15 protein-coding genes are annotated in these 18,548 nt (G+C 53.6%); 7 read left to right on the forward strand and 8 right to left on the reverse strand.

What is annotated here, in order from left to right:
- Positions 1-293 precede the first annotated feature (293 nt).
- On the reverse strand, positions 294-1,076 hold the full coding sequence (locus tag QEH53_RS22625; protein ID WP_309025512.1) for a sugar phosphate isomerase/epimerase: 783 nt from the start codon (positions 1,074-1,076) through the stop codon (positions 294-296).
- A gap of 36 nt (positions 1,077-1,112) precedes the next feature.
- Complete coding sequence (locus QEH53_RS22630; protein WP_309025513.1) at positions 1,113-2,270, reverse strand: Gfo/Idh/MocA family oxidoreductase; 1,158 nt, start codon at positions 2,268-2,270, stop codon at positions 1,113-1,115.
- A 76-nt stretch (positions 2,271-2,346) separates the two neighbouring features.
- Between QEH53_RS22630 and QEH53_RS22635 the strand changes: the two genes are divergently transcribed.
- The 5 genes from QEH53_RS22635 to QEH53_RS22655 all read left to right on the forward strand — a co-directional run bounded on the left by QEH53_RS22635 (position 2,347) and on the right by QEH53_RS22655 (position 6,939).
- On the forward strand, positions 2,347-3,147 hold the full coding sequence (locus QEH53_RS22635; RefSeq protein WP_309025514.1) for a helix-turn-helix transcriptional regulator: 801 nt from the start codon (positions 2,347-2,349) through the stop codon (positions 3,145-3,147).
- Positions 3,148-3,211: 64 nt separating this feature from the next.
- Entirely contained in the window at positions 3,212-3,985 is a 774-nt protein-coding gene (locus QEH53_RS22640) for a ThuA domain-containing protein (protein ID WP_309025515.1), read from the forward strand.
- Between the two features lie 15 nt (positions 3,986-4,000).
- Entirely contained in the window at positions 4,001-5,038 is a 1,038-nt protein-coding gene (locus QEH53_RS22645; RefSeq protein ID WP_309025516.1) for a Gfo/Idh/MocA family oxidoreductase, read from the forward strand.
- A gap of 26 nt (positions 5,039-5,064) precedes the next feature.
- Positions 5,065-5,847 carry a ChbG/HpnK family deacetylase gene (locus tag QEH53_RS22650; protein ID WP_309025517.1) on the forward strand — a complete coding sequence of 261 codons (783 nt, stop codon included), beginning with the start codon at positions 5,065-5,067 and terminating at the stop codon, positions 5,845-5,847.
- A gap of 9 nt (positions 5,848-5,856) precedes the next feature.
- The gene (locus tag QEH53_RS22655) at positions 5,857-6,939 is read left to right on the forward strand and encodes a Gfo/Idh/MocA family oxidoreductase (protein WP_309025518.1); all 1,083 of its coding nucleotides are present in this window, start codon (positions 5,857-5,859) and stop codon (positions 6,937-6,939) included.
- Here the strand turns inward: QEH53_RS22655 and QEH53_RS22660 are convergent.
- From QEH53_RS22660 to QEH53_RS22670, 3 genes are read right to left on the reverse strand one after another with little or no spacing between them, the layout of a single operon-like run.
- Positions 6,936-7,778: an aldo/keto reductase gene (locus QEH53_RS22660; RefSeq protein ID WP_309025519.1), complete on the reverse strand. Its 843-nt coding sequence runs from the start codon at positions 7,776-7,778 to the stop codon at positions 6,936-6,938. The two genes, QEH53_RS22655 and QEH53_RS22660, sit on opposite strands and share 4 nt — an antisense overlap.
- A gap of 17 nt (positions 7,779-7,795) precedes the next feature.
- Positions 7,796-8,620, reverse strand: coding sequence for a sugar phosphate isomerase/epimerase (locus tag QEH53_RS22665; protein WP_309025520.1), 825 nt, complete (start codon positions 8,618-8,620; stop codon positions 7,796-7,798).
- A 13-nt stretch (positions 8,621-8,633) separates the two neighbouring features.
- On the reverse strand, positions 8,634-9,719 hold the full coding sequence (locus QEH53_RS22670; protein ID WP_309025521.1) for a Gfo/Idh/MocA family oxidoreductase: 1,086 nt from the start codon (positions 9,717-9,719) through the stop codon (positions 8,634-8,636).
- A gap of 151 nt (positions 9,720-9,870) precedes the next feature.
- Here QEH53_RS22670 and QEH53_RS22675 point away from each other — a divergent pair, with 151 nt between their 5' ends.
- Complete coding sequence (locus tag QEH53_RS22675) at positions 9,871-11,877, forward strand: Sip1-related alpha-galactosidase (RefSeq protein WP_309025522.1); 2,007 nt, start codon at positions 9,871-9,873, stop codon at positions 11,875-11,877.
- Between the two features lie 19 nt (positions 11,878-11,896).
- On the opposite strand, the gene QEH53_RS22680 is transcribed toward QEH53_RS22675, so the two are convergent.
- Complete coding sequence (locus QEH53_RS22680) at positions 11,897-14,776, reverse strand: hypothetical protein (protein ID WP_309025523.1); 2,880 nt, start codon at positions 14,774-14,776, stop codon at positions 11,897-11,899.
- 229 nt (positions 14,777-15,005) lie between these two features.
- On the opposite strand from QEH53_RS22680, the gene QEH53_RS22685 reads away from it, so the two are divergent.
- On the forward strand, positions 15,006-16,028 hold the full coding sequence (locus QEH53_RS22685) for a LacI family DNA-binding transcriptional regulator (protein WP_309025524.1): 1,023 nt from the start codon (positions 15,006-15,008) through the stop codon (positions 16,026-16,028).
- A 533-nt stretch (positions 16,029-16,561) separates the two neighbouring features.
- Here QEH53_RS22685 and QEH53_RS22690 read toward each other — a convergent pair.
- Both QEH53_RS22690 and QEH53_RS22695 read right to left on the reverse strand, forming a co-directional pair.
- On the reverse strand, positions 16,562-18,253 hold the full coding sequence (locus tag QEH53_RS22690) for an FAD-dependent oxidoreductase (protein ID WP_309025525.1): 1,692 nt from the start codon (positions 18,251-18,253) through the stop codon (positions 16,562-16,564).
- Positions 18,254-18,321: 68 nt separating this feature from the next.
- Positions 18,322-18,548 (reverse strand): hypothetical protein (locus QEH53_RS22695; protein ID WP_309025526.1); only part of this gene is annotated, 227 nt, incomplete at its 5' end.

Raw genomic sequence — 18,548 nt, forward strand, 5'->3', positions numbered from 1 at the left:
AACCCTGTAGGGTCGGCGCTCGCGCCGCGCCTCACTGCCCAGCGGCTTATCCCGAATAGCCTCTTGCAACGCGGCATGTCGCGAGCGACAGCCCTACAATTCTCGCAGAATCGATTCGCCCGACACACAACATCGTAGGGTCGGCGCTTGCGCCGCACCGCGTAAGCCCGATCCAACCCCACACCCGACTGCTGACGCAAACCGCTACTGAAATCAATCGGTTGATCAATCCTCTCGCTCGACCCAAAGAGCAAAAGTAGGCTGGCCAATGAAGACCAGCCTTCACCTACTAGCTACCAGACAAGATTATCTCGAATGTATTCAAAACTTTGGGATAGAGAATCAAACGGATCCCCCGGGCAGGTATCTTGTTCGACTATGTAATGCTCACAGCCCGCCGCCTCCGCAGCCTTAACGATTTCCACGAAATCCATGTTGCCGTTTCCAATCTCCGCATAATCTGCGTCGAGCGATTCGGGCTTCAAGCGGTAGTCCTTCATGTGCAAGAGCGGTGACCGCCCTTTCAAGCTACGCAACCAACCCACTGGCGATCCGCCACCGCGCTGCACCCAAAAGGTATCGATCTCAGCTTGTAGGAACCTAGGGTCTGTTTCTTCGTATATACGCTGCAGGATTGTTTTCCCGCGACTAAGCTGAAATTCGTGGTGATGGTTATGATAGCACAACACCAACCCCGCGTCCGCCATCTTACGTCCGGCTTCGTTCAATCCAGTGATCAAGCCATCCATCGACTCTTCATTTGAAAAATCTATCCCTGCAGGAAATGGATAAGCGGTGTAACGCGTTCCCAACTTCTTTAGCCGATCGATCACCTTCTCGGTTTGGTGCAAAATTTCGTCGCCGGACTCGTGAGTTGCGCAAATAGACAATCCCCGCTCACCGAGCGTATCCACCAACTCCTCCTCCGAAAATAGATCAGCAGACAGTCCGCTGACTTGCACGGACTTGTATCCAATTTCCGATACTTTATCAAAAGTCGCCAAGGCGTCCTCACGCGTTTTCACAAAATCCCTCAAGGTGTAAAGGATCACTCCAAATTGCTCTAATTTAGGCATGTTCTCGTTCTCTCGTTTTTAATCGTTACTTAATTCTTAAAATGACTTGGCAAACTCTTCACTGTCCACCGCTCCTTGTTCATCCACTTTTTCCTTCGGCTTCGATGCCGCGATCCGTTCCTTGAGCAGTCTTTCGTAACGAACGCTATCCATCGGCAATCTCACCTCCGCCCCTTCCGCCGACGAGAGCAGCATGGCGTTGCACAACTCGACCGAATTCATTCCCTCCGCGGCAGGAGCGATCAGCGTCTCGCCTTCGAGAATCGCTTTGGCGAAATTCTTCAAAACGCCGAGATGCTGCTCGCCGGTATTCTCAAACGGAATTTCGATACGCCACAGGTCTGGTTTGCCGAAATGGTTTTTCGTGGTCCTCAAAAACTCTCGATTTTCAACCTCGTTACGCAACCACTCTATCTTTCCGTTCTCCAAAACAACACGGCCTCGAGAGCAAGCGACCTCTAGACGGTTCGTGCCCGGAGCTTCACCTGTGGTGGTAATCAATACCCCGCGCTTGCCGTCTGAATACTTCATGACCGCCGTCACGCTGTCCTCCACTTCGATGTCGTGAAAACGCCCGATTTGGCATTCCGCCCAAATCGTTTCAGGCATGCCAAAGAGCCACTGCCACAAGTCGAGCTGATGCGGGCACTGGTTCATCAGCACTCCGCCACCTTCGCCCGCCCAAGTGGCGCGCCATCCTCCCGATGAATAATAAACGTCGGGGCGATACCAATCAGTAATGGTCCATTGCACCCGCTCAATCTCACCCAATTCCCCACTCTCAATCAAATGCTTGAGCTTTTTATAAGCGGGATCCGTTCGTTGGTTGAACATTGCGGCAAACACCACATCCTTCCCCTCGCTCGCTTTGATCAAGCGCTCGCAATCTGCCTTGTGCACAGAAATCGGTTTTTCCACGAGCAGGTGCAGTCCTGCATCCAAACATTCGATACCGTATCGAGTATGGTCAAAGTGAGGAGTGCAAACCACCACTGCGTCTACCAATCCGGAGCGTATTAACTCACTTCCCGATTCGAAAAATGTTGTCTCCGGAAACTTCTCTGCAACCTCAGCACGCACATCTGCCACTGCAGCTAAGCGCAGCCCCGGAACCTTGCCCTCCGCGATCATTCTAGCATGGGCACTGCCCATATTTCCCAAACCGATAATACCGACACGAACGTCTTTTGTCATGGCAACTTTATAGCAGAAATCCCCGTGCATTAGGAATGGACCCCAACCCCCATCTCTTGCATTTTCGAGTCACTTTATGAATTTTGATCAAATCAAAGAACTTGGAGTATCCCTCTGCGACCGCCTGGTCTTGCACAACAACCCACCTGGTTGGAACTGGCGTGCCAAACTTCCTAACTACTACAACCTTTGGATCGCCCTCTCGGGACCTGCTTCAATGTGGATAAATGGAAAGGTCGTTCCGATATCCGCAGGTACTGCCGTGTTGCTGTTCCCTGGCGACGAAATCTATGCGGAACGGCACGACACTTCTGGCATGCGCAATATTGGCTTGCACTTTACGATCACACAAGAGGCCGAAGCAACTGGCTTGCTTGAGCGTTTTAGAAACCGTCCTACCGAGCTCCGTAGGCTCAGCCTAGTCCACGAGATGGCTCGCTACCTTGCTGAAATTCCTCGCTCCCAAAACGTCGAGGCCAGCGATTGGGCAGCCAAGATCTTTCTTATTTTCGCGAGAGACTGGCAGCTTGGACCTGAAGACCCCCGCGACCAAATTATTAGAATTCAAGTTGAGCGAATAAAGGAACGTCCCTACGAATGCGCCCCTACGGAGACTCTCGCCAAAGAAGCGGGATTATCTCTCTCGCAATACCGTCGGCGCTTCACAAAGCTAACAAATACCCAACCGAGAACCTTCTCCATCCTGCAACGCCTAGAAACAGCCAAAAGACTGCTGTTGGAAAGCACTCTCAATATCGATCAAATCGCTCAGGCTCTCGGGTTTAGAGATACACCGTTTTTCTCGCGACAGTTTAAACAAAAGACGGGCGTCAGTCCCTCGGACTTTAGATCTCGGAGCCGAACCGGCTCAATTTAACGAATTAACTAGAGCGCACCTATTCAAGCGCAGGCAATACCACTAAAAACGCACCCCTTCTATCATGACTGAAAAAATCAAGCTCACCATCTGGAACGAGTTCCGCCACGAGAAGACCAACGCCGCGGTTCAAAAAGTATACCCTGAAGGTATTCACGCAACGCTCGCCGAGGCCTTCGCCAACGACTCCCAAGTTGCCACTCTCACCGCCACCTTGGACGAGCCAGAGCACGGGCTAAGCGACTCCGTGCTGAAAGATACTGATGTATTGATCTGGTGGGGACACTGCGCCCACGCCGAAGTATCCGATGAAATCGTGGAAAAAGTACGCCAGCGCGTACTCGCCGGCATGGGCTTAATCGTCCTCCACTCCGGCCACTATTCGAAGATCTTCAAAGCCCTTATGGGAAGCAACTGCTCCTTGCGTTGGCGGGAGGCTGCCGAAAAGGAAAGGCTTTGGAACGTCGCCCCCGGACATCCCATCACCCAAGGAATCGGCGAATACTTCGAACTGCCCAACGAGGAGATGTACGGTGAGCGTTTCGACATTCCAGAACCGGAAAAGCTCATTTTCATCTCTTGGTTCGAGGGCGGCGAAGTCTTCCGCAGCGGTGCTACCTGGACCCGTGGAAATGGAAAAGTATTCTACTTCCGCCCGGGCCACGAAACGTATCCAAGCTACCACAACAAGGACGTTCAAAAAGTAATCCGCAACGCGGTGCACTGGGCTAAGCCACTCGTCAACACACCGACGAATGTTGCCCCCAACACCGAGCCACTTGAGACACTTTCCGAGAAAAGCTCTGAATTCGGCGCAGCCGGCATCAAAGGACAATAGCTCCTGACCCCTTAAATGAAGCAGCTAAAATGCGCCGTCATCGGCCTCGGCATGGGCAGACACCACGTCAAGGCTTTCCACGACCACCCAAACTCTACCGTCGTAGCCCTCGTGGACCTAGACGAAAAGCGGTTGCAGGATATCGGAGACCAACACGAGATCCCAAACCGCTACCAGTCGGTCGATGAGCTGTTCGCTGGAGAACAGCTAGACATCGTCAGCATCGCCACTCCGAACAGCCTGCATAAGCCAATAGCCCTCCAAGCCTTCGAGCACGGTGCCCACGTCTTCTGCGAAAAACCAGTCGCCCTCAACGCCCAGGAAGCAGAGGAGATGATTGCCGCCGCAAAGAAGGCGGACCGGCGACTCATGATAAACTTTTCCTACCGCTTCAACCCGACCTCTTGGGCCCTAAAGCAACAGGTCGAATCAGGAGCCATTGGCGACGTTTACGCGGGGCGAAGCCGTTGGCTGCGACGCGACGGCATGCCTGGCTTCGGCGGATGGTTTGGAAAAAAGAGCCTCGCAGGCGGCGGCCCTCTCATCGATCTCGGAGTACATCGTCTCGATCTGGCCCTTTGGCTCATGGAATATCCAAAACCTAACTACGTTTTGGCAACATCCAGCAATGTCCTTGGCAAACAGAAGGCCGACGCCGCCCAAAAGGAGTTTGACGTCGAGGATTTCGCCTCCGCTCAAATCACCTTCGAAAACGGAGCCAGCCTTCAGATCGAGGCCTCATGGATGGGACACATCAAGGAAGAGACTATGGAAACAACGCTGCTTGGCAACAAAGGCGGCCTGTCCCAAAATAACATCGACGGGACCTACGATTTCAGAAGTTTCCTCTACACCGACTCCCACGGCAGCAAACTCGATATCGAAATCAAAGGAGGAACCCAAGGGCCACTCAGTGGCATGCACCATTTCGTGGATTGTATTATCGAAGATCGTCCGCACACCGCCACTGCAGCGGAGGGACTACTTGTCATGAAATTGCTCGACGCGATCTACCTTAGCGCCGCCTCGGGCGAACCTGTGAAACTGAACTAAAACGAGTATCCTGTTTCCTACTACTCATGACTTCCGATATCCAACTGCTTGTTCGAGCAGACGACCTAGGCTCCAGTCACGCAGCCAACCTCGCTTGCTTGAAGTCAATCCGCGAAGGCATTGTGCGCTCCGTGGAAATTATGCCTCCTTGTTCATGGTTTCCGGAGGCCGTCACATTGACCCAGGATCTGCCGACCGGATGCGATGTCGGTGTCCATCTGACCCTCACCTCCGAGTGGCCCAACGTCAAGTGGCGCCCACTCACCCACTGCCCGAGCCTAACGGACTCGCAAGGATTTCTTCTGCCCCTTATCTGGCCACGCTTCCCAGGCGATCAATGCCTGCGCAACACGGATTGGAAGCTCGACGAAGTCGAAACTGAATTCCGCGCTCAAATCGAGCTTTGCCAAGCGAACATCCCGCAGCTCAATCACCTCAGCTATCACATGGGCTGCAACGATGCGGATCCGCAAATCAACTCCCTCTGCCAGTATCTAGCCGACGAATACAGCCTATCGCTAGACCCCTTCGCCGCTGGATTCCAAAACGTTAGCCGCAACCCGAAATCCGACTCCTCAGATGTCACCTCGGAAATCATCAATAGCTTGAAAGACCTCGCCCCTGGCAAGTGGATCTTGATCGACCACCCCGCTTTCGATGGCCCAGAGATGCGCGGCATTTGCGAAGCACAAGGGGCGCGCGTGGCAAGTGAACGCCAAGGATTTACCGACGCCTGCTGCAGCCCCATTGTTGCCCAACTGATTCGCGAACGAGGCATCGAACTGCTATCGTACGGGCAAATAGAATAACCGCATCAAATGTCCATTCGTGTCCTTCTTGCAGGAGCCGGACCACACGGTTTCGAAGCCTACGCCAACGGAGCTTTGCTCAAATTGATGGTCCAATCGCGCGTCGAGCCGATCGCGGTGGTCGAACCCAACGTTGACCGTCGCAACGCAGCCCTCCAGTCATTGGGACTAAGCGTCACTGCCGGCTTCGCTTCGCTCGCCCCCGCACTCGGATTGAAGCCTGACCTAGTCATTGTAGCAACGCCCTATTTCGCGCATGAGGAAGCGTGCCTTGCCGCCGCCGCTGCAGGAGCTCACCTTTTCATCGAGAAGCCGCTCAGTGACTCCATGGCGAGCTGCTGGCGTATCCACAATGCAATTCAACGCGCAGGAGTGAAGGCCGCTGTCAACATGAGCGCGCGATTCGAAAGCGAGAAGCGAGCCTTTGAGGAGGCCTTAGCCGAAGGGAGAGCTGGCAAAATTGAATACTTGTTCGGGCGCATGAGCTGGAATCACGAGAGCAACGCAAAATACCGAGTAGACGTTCCTTATCCCTATCTGAACGAAGGCGGTATCCATTTATTGGAGTTACTTCGCGCTTGCGCGGGTGGCAAACCCGTTCGAGTACACCACATGGCCTATCGCTCGCCTGATTCGGTTTTTAAGGGGTTTCCGAATTCAGTCGTTTCCTTTGAGATGGACAACGGCGTTTGCTGCGTTTTGGAGGGATCGTGGACAGTGAAGGCTGGAATCAACGTTTGGAGAAAAGAGTATCTGAGGGCCGACGGCAGCGAGGGGGCATTGCTATTGGATCAGCAGCGCCTGAAAACCGTGCACGGCACGGGTTGGACAAAAGAAAGCCTAAAAGAAAAAAAGTTGGGCGACTTTTCTAACTGTCAGGCAAATTTGGGTACAGAATTCCTTCTAACCGCATTCATCGACTGGATCGAAGGGTGCACTTCAGAGCATCCCACAAACCTCGCCACAAACCTTCAGCTCATGGCTCTGCTGTTTTCGGCTTTTGAATCCGCGGAGACGAAACAGGTCGTCGATGTTCAAGCCACACTGGAAGCCGGGCGCAGAGAGGCGTCTCGCAAAAGAGATTCGGATTAAAACCAGTCGTCTTCTGGCCGACATGTTATGATTGACTCCGCTTTGTCTAGAGCCGCAATTCGTTCCATTTCATCTGCAGATAGTTGAAAATCGTACACATCCACATTTTCACGAATACGCTTCGGGTTGGATGACTTGGGAATAACCACAATCTCCTGTTGTAGGTGCCAACGAATCAGCACTTGAGCGGGGCTCTTTTGGTGCGTCTCTCCAATCTCGACGAGCGTCGGATCTTTCAAGGCGTTCGCTTGCGCGAGCGGAGAATATGCCTCTGGCTGAATTCCCTTCTCTCGGCAATAATCAATGAGTTCATTGTTGGGGAAGTAGGGATGACGCTCGAACTGGTTAACCGCTGGTACTTCACCGATTCGCCTAAAAAACTGCTCTTCGAAACGTCGGACAGTGAAGTTGCTCACTCCGATAGACCTAAGCTTTCCTTCCTCCCGTAAGCGCTGCATGGCTTCGTACGCCTTCTCCGTACCTTCCCGCATGGGCCAGTGAATTAGATAAAGGTCGACGAATTCGACCTGCAGCGCTCTCAGGCTTTTTTCGACAGCCTTTCGAGCGCTCGCGCCATCTCTGGCATCAGGCATGAACTTCGTCGTGACGAACAATTCGTCTCGATCGACCTTCGACTCCTTCAGAGCCTGCCCCACGTATTCTTCGTTCTGATACCCGACGGCTGTATCAATGTGACGATAGCCGCTATCTAGAGCTGCATGCACAGCTCTCACGCACACTTCTCTTTCAGCGATTTGAAAGACGCCAAGGCCAAGCTGCGGAATCTCACTCCCGTCGTTGAGGGTGATGCTGTTATCTATGGAAAGCCTTGGATTCACGAAAATATGAGAGGACGCTACCTCTCAACCCGATTTCCTACAGCTGGCCTAAGCATCAACTGCAGGTTGCCCAGACTCCGGCCCACACTCTCCCAAGGCGACAAGACTGCAGGGCGATCCTGCTCGACCACCAACCAATTGATGCCGACCCGCACCGCGAATTCAGCCATTTCCGCGCAAGGAACGATTCCATCACCCACCTCTAAGAAACGCGCTTTCTCTCGGGAGCCACCCGCCGTCTCGCAGCCTACTTCCAATCCTTGCAAATCCTTCATGTGCAGCACCGCGATCCGATCCGCGTAGAGTTCAGCGTAAGCCAGTGCATCGACGCCCCCAAAAGTGGCCCACGCAATATCAAGGTGCAGACGAACCAGATCTGGATCGGTAAGTTGCATCAAAGCATCCAAGTACCGCTTACGCGAATCCGGCATTCGAGCGAACTCGTGATCATGATTGTGGTAAGTCAAGGCCATGCCCAACTCGCGGCACCGCGCACCCATCTCGTTGTACAGCTCCGCGTCGGATGAAAGCTGGTCCGCCGACTCCGTAGGGCCCCAAGCAATACAAAGGTGCTGGCTTCCCATTTCAGCGGCCTGCTGGATTAGAGCGTCCCCATGTTCCAAATACGAATACTTGGTACAATGAGCGGTAACCAACTCGATTCCGATTTCCGAAAGACGGTTCGAAAGCTCACTCGGTTTCATTCCCTGCCGCTCAAACTCCCGAGCATCCAATTCGATTCCTTCGTATCCAAGCTTAGAAACCCGTTCAAGCGTACGCCAGAGGTCTGCTTCTAGGTCCTCCTTAACGATTCCGATCAATCCAATTTTTGGCAAACTCATCGCTCCTGACTTTCTATTTGCCTAAGATCGAATTCAGCTCGCTCTCGCTAAGCGGCTCGAACGCTGGCACCCGACTTTCGATTTTAACATGAGATCCTGAATTCGAGGATTCGTAAACCGCTAGCATTGCCTCGAGAACGTGATACATCAACGCCCCGCTACTCCGCGGAGTTCGTCCCTCCCTCAAGGCTAATGCCATCTCGGCAACACCGAGACCGCGTCCCTTCGAAGTGTACCCATGATCACTGGACGCTGAGATTTTACGCGTTTCAGCATAGGTCTCAACGCGTATAGACTCACCGTACATATTCGCGTCACTCAGAGCCATGCGGCCCTTTCGGCCGAATACCTCGACGCTCGGGAAGTAGCCGTGCACGTCCTCGGAAGCAATCACCGTAGCGACAACTCCACTTTCGAACGATACGCTAGCTATCGCCGTACTTGCTCTATCCAGCGTGAAGGTCTCGCCTGAACTCTTATCTACCTTTTCGGGAAAACGGATGTCTGCAATTCCGGATACGCGCGTGACAGAGCCGAAAAGCATGACCATCGCGGTAAAATAATACGGCCCTAGATCCAACAAGGCTCCGGAAAATACCTTATGATAGCGCTTCGAGTCGTAAGTCCCCACCGAGATCAAAGCATGGGCTACGACAGGGAAACCAATAGCCTCTTCCGCGATAAGCTTAGAGCAGTGGTGAAAGGATCCTCCAAGAAAGGTATCCGCCGCTCCGCCGATTTGTACGCCGTTACGCTCAGCCGTATCCAAAAGCTCCCGAGCCTCAGCCAGGCTCAACGAAAGCGGCTTTTCCGTGAACAGATGCTTCCCGGAATTTAGGATCTGCAGACTCGTCTTAAAATGTACGGGAGCTGGCGTTAGATTGATAACAAGGTCGATGTCGGGATCCGCCAGCAACGCTTCGGCACCCAGCACTTTCTTTATCTCATGGGCTTCCGCGAGCTTCTGAGCGAGCTTATGGTCAAGATCCGCACAGGCAGAAATGTCAACCAGCGCGGAAAGATCACCGGTCAAGTTTTTGAGATAGGCCGGAGCGATCACGCCGCAGCCTAGAATTCCGACTCGTAGTCTTTGGGTCATGGAAGAAATAGGGGTCAAAGTTGAGCAGACAAAAAATTGAAAAGGCAAAATAGCCTCGAATTCGCATTTGGTAAATCCGTTGAAACACTTTGACGCTGATCGAAACGCAACTCTCGATTGATTGACATCAGACCCCCCGCCCCAACGACCCATGAACACTATACTTTCTGTTGCTATGCTTATCACTGGATTTTCTGACACCCTAGAATGGGAACACGTCGCCGAAGACGGCAACCAACACTGGGTCCTCTCACAACCTGTTCATGAACAAAGAGACTTCGACCTCGGTTCACTGAACTTTCCCGACGCGAAGAGTTTCTACATTGCCGGGCGCAGCAACGTGTTCTGGATGACCCCGACCTGGTACGACGACCTCGATTCCTTGTCTGACACCAAACCCGGCGAAGACCTAGGTTTCGTCATGGCTCAACAACGGGACGGAAGCTGCGTCCTTCTCCTACCGCTCCCCACTCCCAACCAGCGCGGACGGCTCTACGTGGACAACGGACTCCATGCAGGCCTCCGTTCCGATCAGACAGCGGGCAGCGAGGCCGCCCCGGCCTTCCTTCTCTCCCACGGCACTGACCCGATCAAGCTGATCGCCTCTTCCATCAAAGTCGCTCGGCAGAAGCTAGACACTTTCCGTCTCCGCGAAGAAAAAGCAGCCCCTGACTTTATCGATTCGCTCGGTTGGTGTACCTGGGACGCCTACTATCGCGAGGTGACAGCAGAAAAAATCGAGGCCGGATTCGCTCAATTTCAGAACGATGGCCACACTCCCGGCTTCCTCATAATTGACGATGGGTGGCAGGACGTATCCGAAAACTGGGGATTAAATTCTTTCTCTACGAACACAGAACGCTTTCCGGATGGACTGGGCGAATTAACCAACACATTAAGGGAGCGTCATCAACTGCGCTGGATCGGAGTCTGGCACACGCTACAAGGCTACTGGGGCGGGATCGACCCGGAAGGTCCTCTCGCCGACCGCTACCCGCTCGAAACCACTCTTGGGCAAATGAAAGTCTTCGCAGGCTGGCCCGAGCAGTACGCCATCGAAAAACGCGTGCACGTCGCTCGCGAAGGAATCGGCGAATTCTTCCAGGACTACTACCAGAAGCTCTCACAGCAAGGTATCAACCTCGTGAAGGTCGACAACCAGGCCCAACTCGAGTTGTTCAGCCGCCGAGAAGACTTGCCAGAAAACGCAATTCGCGACTCCTACCATGAAAGCCTGCAAGCCGCTGCGGGCGAAAAGCTGGACGGGAACCTCCTGCACTGCATGAGCCAGAGCAGCGAGATCTACTTTCAACTTTCGTCCGGAAACCTAGTCAGAAACTCAGGCGATTTTTACCCAAAAAAAGACGATGCCGCCCAGATTCACCACATCGTGCAAAACGTCTTCAACTCAGCCTTCACCAGCAACTTCTGCGTTCCCGATTGGGACATGTTCCAGACCTACCAACGTAACGCCATGATGCACGCCATCGGTCGCGTTATATCAGGAGGTCCTATCTATATCAGCGACAAGCCGGAACTCACCGACCACGCCCTACTCGATAAACTCGTTGTCGGAGAAAACCGAATACTGCGTTTCTCCCAAGCCGGGAAACCCATAGGTCGCCAGTTCTTCCGAGACCCTCGGGAGAGCGAACAATTGCTCGCAGTCGTCAACCAACACCGAGACGGTTTCGGAGCAATTGCGTTCTTCAACTGCGAGACCGATCAAGATCGATCCGGACAGGTAAGCCTTTCGGAGCTATCTGATCGAGCATCAAAAGAGTATTCCGTTTTCGACCACGCTGAGCAATCCATCCATTACTTCACAACGGATGAGATACTGAGCAGCAGCGTACCACCCGCTGAAGCCAAGCTTTTCTCATATGCACCCGTATTAGGCGGAACTGCCTGCCTCGGCATCGCTGGTAAACTAAACGGCATGGCAGCGCTCGAGTCGGCAACGCAGATCGATCCACATACTGTCCGCTACCGCCTGCACGGATCTGGAGACATCCTATTCGGCGCAAGAACCCTTCCAAAATCCATAACGGTCAACGGTCAACCGACTAAAGCCACCAGCGCCCTAAACGGTGACGGGTTCACTGTGGCCGTTGAAACATTCGGCCCAATCGAAATCATTATCGAGATGGCAGACTAGGGCAACGGCCTCGCAGGCTCTAGACTGCTCTTCGCGGCGCTGCTAGGCAATCGCTTGCAGGCTCCTCCGATGGTGCGTGGATTTGGCGAACCGACATCCGAGACCGATCCCAAGTGAGAACGAATCCGGCTGGAGTCTGTACGACCGCTTCGATTATCCCTTCGGAGTTCCGCTTCCATTCGACCGCGATAACTTTGTCAGTTCCAGGAACTGGATACGTACCCTTCGCCCAATCAAGATCAGATTGGATATCGATCTTCACTTGGCTGAGGTCAGGAGCTTTCGGAAAGCTAACCCCAAGCGCGTATTTCGAAAGGTAGTACATCGGACTCGCAGACCAAGCGTGGCAATGGCTCGCCGTCTTCCTGAAAAACTCCAGGGCTGTGGGAGCCCCGTTCGCGAGCATCCAGCCCCACCCTTCTTTGATAAACGACTCAGCTAAGTCAGCCAGACCCAGTTTGTACAAACCTTGAAAGATAAAGAACGAGTAAGCAGGACTAAAATGTGCCCCATCTTCGGGATCGTATCCATTGATGAATACATTAGTAAACTCGGATCGGAATCGATTGCGAATCGCGCCGATTTGGCTGGGAGTAGCTACGTCCGCCAGAACTGCGAGTATACTTGCGTGGTAAGACTGAGTGGTACCCGTTAGATTGTCATTGTAGCAACTTTTCTGCGAGTTCCACAGCAGCTCCCGAGCACTCTTGGTGATCCGGGTTCTTCGAACCTCGAACTCCTGCGCCTCTTCCGGCTTCCCTAGGGCGATGGCTATTTCAGCAGCGCTGCTAAGCATTTTGATATAAGGAAACGTCAGACAGGCACTAGGACCGGTCTTGTCCATCAGCGAATCTTCGACACCATTGTCTCCATGCAAACCGCCGTAATGCGCGTTAACCTCGCGCAACTGAGGCCAATCCGCGTCGAGGAGTCCATCCTCGCGCTCGTCGGATAGATCGTTAAACCATGCAATGCTGCCGAGCATCGCAGGCCAATCGCTCCGCAGCCGTTCGATATCGCCCGTATTCAAATAATACTGCCAATATCCGTCGATCGCCTCTATGGCGAAGTCAGCAATCGTGTAGTCTCCCTTGTTTGGGTAAACGGCACGAAACTTACCTGTCTCATCTGGTGACTGTCCAAACAACTGCATGCAGCGGCCCATCAGTTTGGTGTCCCCGCATGCCACTAACGTGTTGTGAAATTGGATGATGGTATCACGAAGGTACATACCGCGCTCACGCCCAGAACAGTCGACGAAAGCATCTTCCATGTTTGCGTACTGCGTTCGTTCACAAAAGGTCCAGACTTCGCTCAACAAGGCATCTGAGCAACTAAACCGACCCAAGCGCTGGACCGGGTAGCGGCCTGAAAGAAAGCGCAACGACTTTATTCGGACGTCCTCCGCGGCGCCCCTCACCGTTATCCTCATGTAGCGAGCTCCGCGCGGCTGACTCGACATGTAACTGACCACGTTATCGTTCGCTAGTACGCGATCACCCGCCTGGTATACGATAGTATGATCGAGGTGATAGCCGTCTTCGCTCAAATGCTCGCTGTAAGCGAAGTCGATGGTGGCACCGGCGGCTCCTAAAATCGTGATCCGGGGCAGAACAAGCTCCATCGATTCGAACTCAAGAAATAAGGAAAAGCCCTGGGGATACTCCTCGATCGGAAACAGATGCCCTTCAAGCTGCTCCGAATCGATTTCCGAAAAAGGCGGAGCATACGAATCCCACATGGATCTTCGAGCTGGATTCGCATCCATTTCCCGAATACTAACTTCGACCCATCCGCCATCTGCATCGAAACTGTCATCCAACGGCTGTGGTACCTTTTTCTCCAATCGAGCTTCAAGCGTTTCAGGCGGTAGCACTTGAGTGCGTGCCCATGCGACATCATCGTTGTACTTTTTATTTGGAGACAGCTGCAGTTCCGCTGCCTGTGGAATGCCCATCAAGAAAGTGAGGCAGTCGTCCAAGAAAAGCTCGGAGGCAAAGAAGGAGTTCCAGCCTTCCCGAAGCGGCAGGCTCGTGTTCTTTCTTAACCCATCGACACACAGTCCATCATCGCACTCCTCGCCGTTTAAGTAATAGCTGCCCCAGAAGAGCCCCACCACGACGCTTTGTTGCCTCGGCGAATAGATCCAAGTCGATACTCCTATCGACATTTTGTTTCTACCTTCGAAGATATGCTCCTCACCGTGAAAGTGAGAGCCTTCGACTGAAAAGCCATAGACCTTTTCGGCCGGCGACAAGGGGCTGACCGGACGAGTGATCTCGTATGGCACCTCCGTCAAATTCATGAACGGAATCGAGCGTGGCTCAAGCTCCCCCCAGGTATCCTGAGACTCCAATTCGGTCGGCGCAGCCCAACCCTGATCATCAAATTCGGCCTCGTTCCAACCTTCTAAGTCTTTGCTCTGATCGAAGATATCAATGGCATCGAGGGCGAAACTCATTTTCAGGGCTGTCGAATCATAGGCGTCACACTTGCGAACTTTCCATTCTGACCGTTCACCCGTGGCGAAGCTCACGTGGGAGCCATTTCCGGTCGGAAGCTCACCCCATGCGACAAATCCACCCCGAACCGAATTGTCCTTAAAGGTCTTGCATCCAAAAGACTTCGCCAAAACCGCCACTACATTGCGGCCTTCCCTCAAATAGGATGCTATATCCACTTCGTCGAACTGCGGATTACGAACGTCGAAACGAGCAGGGCCAAACTGCACGAACTGCCCGTTCACAAAAAGCTGGTAGACTGTGTCCGAAAACAGGCATAGCCCGAATTCGGAGGGAACTTGATCGAGCTCAAAGCTCCTCCTGAAGTAGGCGAAACGATTCCTCCCCTCTCCATGGGAGTTGTACCAAACAAATTTCGGTGGCGGAGATATGGTCATGTAAAATTGGGTCGTACTACCGGAGCTTTCGAAACTCTGTCGAGCTTGAGCTACGCTTAAAAGGGGGCTCGTAACGGGACGATGTCACCACCCTACCGATGAACGAAAACTTAAAAAATAAATTCGTTTACTTCCGAAATCACTTGGTAAAGAAGCAGGTTACCGCAACCTTATCTGGTACCCTCGAGCGCCCCTCCCAAAACCGCTCGCCACCCAAAAGAACACGTCCATGGAAAGACCCTCTCAAAAGCTCATTGCCAAAACGCTCGGCATTTCGACAGCCGCCGTATCCCTCGCTTTGAGAGATACCGGAACCATTTCAAAGGAGCTCTCCGAAAAAGTGAAGGAAACCGCCCGAGCAATGGGCTACCGACCCAACCCGATGTTGTCCTCCCTGGCTTCTAAGCGTTTCCGGGAATCGGATACGCCGCTGAGTATTCCCTTGGCCCTGCTGGACTTCATGGATAAGGACTCGTCCTACCGGGAAAAGCTGAGGACTCGTGCGGAACAACTCGGATACACGCTCAGCACGATCGACGCAAAAAGCCTCGAAAAATACGCCAACCCATCCCTTACCCTATATAACCGAGGCGTACAGGGGATCATCCTCATGGGCCCCATTCCGCAAGGTTCGTTCCGCGATGATTTTAATTGGGACGATTTCTCCGTGGTCCAGTGCGGACGCTTTCTCGAGCCCCTTCCCTTCGACACGGTTCGGCCAAACATATTCCAAGCGATGAAGCTCATCTTCAAGAAAGTGAAAGACCGCGGATACAAGCGCATCGGATTTGCGCTCGGTAGACACGACCCTCTTCTCGAAGACGACGAGTCCCGCATCTCTGCCGCGTTGGGACTCATCGAAGTGTATTGTGAACCTAAAGATCGAATCCCTCCCTATTTCGGATCATTCACGGATCATGACGCGCTTGTCTCTTGGGCCAAAAAGAGCAAGCCCGACTGCGTTATCGGGTTCCACATTGGCCAATGCGCGACGTTTGTAGAAGCGGGTATCAAGGTGCCCGAAGAGTTCGCCTTTGCCTGCCTGCACCTCAATGGAGCCCCGTATCTGGGAGACTCGCGAAACCTTTGTATCGCCGGCATGGAGCAGCAGCTCGAAGAAATCGCCTTCCAGAGCGTAAACTTGATGGATCAAAGCATCCGCCACCACTCGCGCGGCAAGCCGGAGCTGCCACGCCAAGTCCTCGTTCCCTCTTACTGGGTCGACGGCGACTCCCTGCCCGTGCGCGATTAGTGCGCCACACCTAGCAACGTAGGGCGCGCCGCTCGCGGCGTCCCACATTGCCTACGAATCCCTCAGAGGTTGCTTAAGCACGCTCCCACATCCACTTCATCACGAGCCTTTCGAATTAGGAACAACCTTTCCAAGACGCGGGACGGCGCAAGCGCCGCACCCTACCAAAGGAGTCTATAGTATCCGGTTTTCTTCTACACCAGTAGAGCATCCCCGCCGCTGGCGTACGGGGTATTCAAGAAGGTGGCACGCTCGCTCCCTCCAGCACAACGTAGACCACGCCTTCCTAGACGTCGAAGGGAACTTCCGCGAATGGCATTCCATTCGCGTCCAAAGCGCGAACCGCTTGCAGACCGGGATTCTTGATAAATACCGTTAGCCCAGCCGTTTCAAAAATCTCCAAGAAGCCTCGCCATAGCTAACGAACTTTCGCACTTGTACTTGATCGCCGGATACCTTGATGATCGACTCTTCGGATCCTGAAAAATCACCCCCGTGGTTTAGGTTCCTATATGTACGCTAATCTAGCATGGCTATAGACGTTGTCCGTCAGCAATAAGCTGCTCCTTCATTTTATCATAATCCACGTCCTGGACAGATACGCCCTCATCGATCGCTAGGCTTGCAGCCGTAGCGGCGCTCTGCCCGAGAATCATCCCGACCGGCTCCATCCGGATGGATCCGAAGGCGATGTGGGTAGAAGAGAGGCACCAGGGCACAAGCAGGTTTTCGCATTCTCCCTTGCGGGGAATGATGGCCCGGTAGGAAATCGCGTACGGCTCCCCTCCCAGGCTTACCTGAATGTCGCCTTCATTCTTAACCATGCCATTGCTGACAAACCGCTGGGTATTGTGGGAATCCATCGTGTAGGCTCCCTTGCCGATCGAATCATGTACGACTTCCCTGCCTCGGCAATGCCGCTCGGTCATCACGACATCGGAAATCATGCGGCGGCCTTCCCGTACATAAAGATTGTAGGGCCAGTGTCCGTTGTCTGGAAATTCGTCTTTCGGCAACCCCCAGCGCGCCAGCTCCGTCCTGATTCCCTCCGGAATGCGATCATGGTTTTGCAGGGTCCAGACCAACCCCAACTGCCAGTCTCGGTGCTTCGCAGCGACCGCTTCCCGTTCTTCATGTGATAAGGTCGTCCAGTCCCAGTAATCCGGGTGATCCGGAGCGAGCTCGCTGTAGTTCATCCCAATATAATCGGTGGATATCCCACTGGCGTTGTTCGAGTCCGTCTTGGCGTTAGGCATGGGAGACGTCTTGAAAAAACCACTGTCCTGACCCGCCTCAATGGCCCGAAAAAGGATTTCGTAGTCCGCTTCTTGATACGTTTTCGGTTTGTCGATTATAGTACGACTGTCCGGGTCGTCGGTTAAGACCATCCGGTAGCAGAACGCCTGGAGGCGATGATCGGCATCACCCACCTCTCCGCCAAGCGTCGGATTGACGCCTGCCAGCAGACCGCTCTTCGGATTGCCCGGCACGACATACGGATCGATTCCGTCGGGCAACTGGTTCGTGGGAAGGGCGCCAGTGATACCGTTTCCGGTTTCGCCATATTCTTCGTTGGCTTCCCGCCCAACCTGGAAACTAACGCCTGCCTCCTCAAGCAGATCGCCCTCGTAGCTGGCATCGATAAACATGGAGCCCTCGAGAACCGTGCCATCCTCCAAGCGGATGGCTTTGATCCGCGCCCCTTCCCTATCGGCTCCGTCACTGAGATTCAACCTGCCCTCGATGACTTGGACGCCGGACTCGGCCACGAGTTCTTCGAAGATCTTTTCAGCAACCTTGGGCTCGAAGACCGAAGCGAGCTGGGTGGCGCCGTCAAACGTGGGAGCGCCTTGGCCGCGTTTCGGGAAACGCTCCATCGCCTCAACCGACGACCAGGCAGCAGGATCTTGGTAGTGAAGGTAAACCCGGTGATAAAACTCGCGGGAAATGCCTCCGAGTATCGACGAGTTTCCGATGTCCGTCCAACCCAAGCCGCTACTGGTCAGGCCGCCGAGGTGGCCATATTGCGAAACGAGAATCACCGACTTGCCCATTCTAGCCGCCTGAACCGCGGCAGAGACGCCGACTGCAGCGTCGCCGTACACAATGACGTCAGCCTTATGCGTATTGCTAGCGGCCAGCATCATGAAGTTGCCAGCGAAGGCGTTTACGACCGTTGCTAGCAGGATCGCTATCGATATCTTTGTGCAGTTGCGTCTTATCATATTTTTGAGAGAATGCATCTTGGATAGTATTCATTTTACTTATACAATAACCTCTTCCTTACTGTCTCCTACTCCTCCTTCGCGATACGCCGCACAAAAGCTGCCTCTACGTCCTCGCTTAGGGAAACCACAAGCCGCCGTTCCTCCACCGAGACATCCGACACGATTTCGACCTGCGAATCTGATACAGGAGCCGCAAATCCAGAGAGCTCCGTCCAATCTCGAAGGTCCTCTGAATACTCGAAGCCATCTTCCACGCCTACCATAATGGCGTTCCGGCGATAGGAAACCGTCA

The sequence above is a fragment of the Pelagicoccus sp. SDUM812002 genome (assembly GCF_031127835.1).
Taxonomy (GTDB): domain Bacteria; phylum Verrucomicrobiota; class Verrucomicrobiia; order Opitutales; family Opitutaceae; genus Pelagicoccus.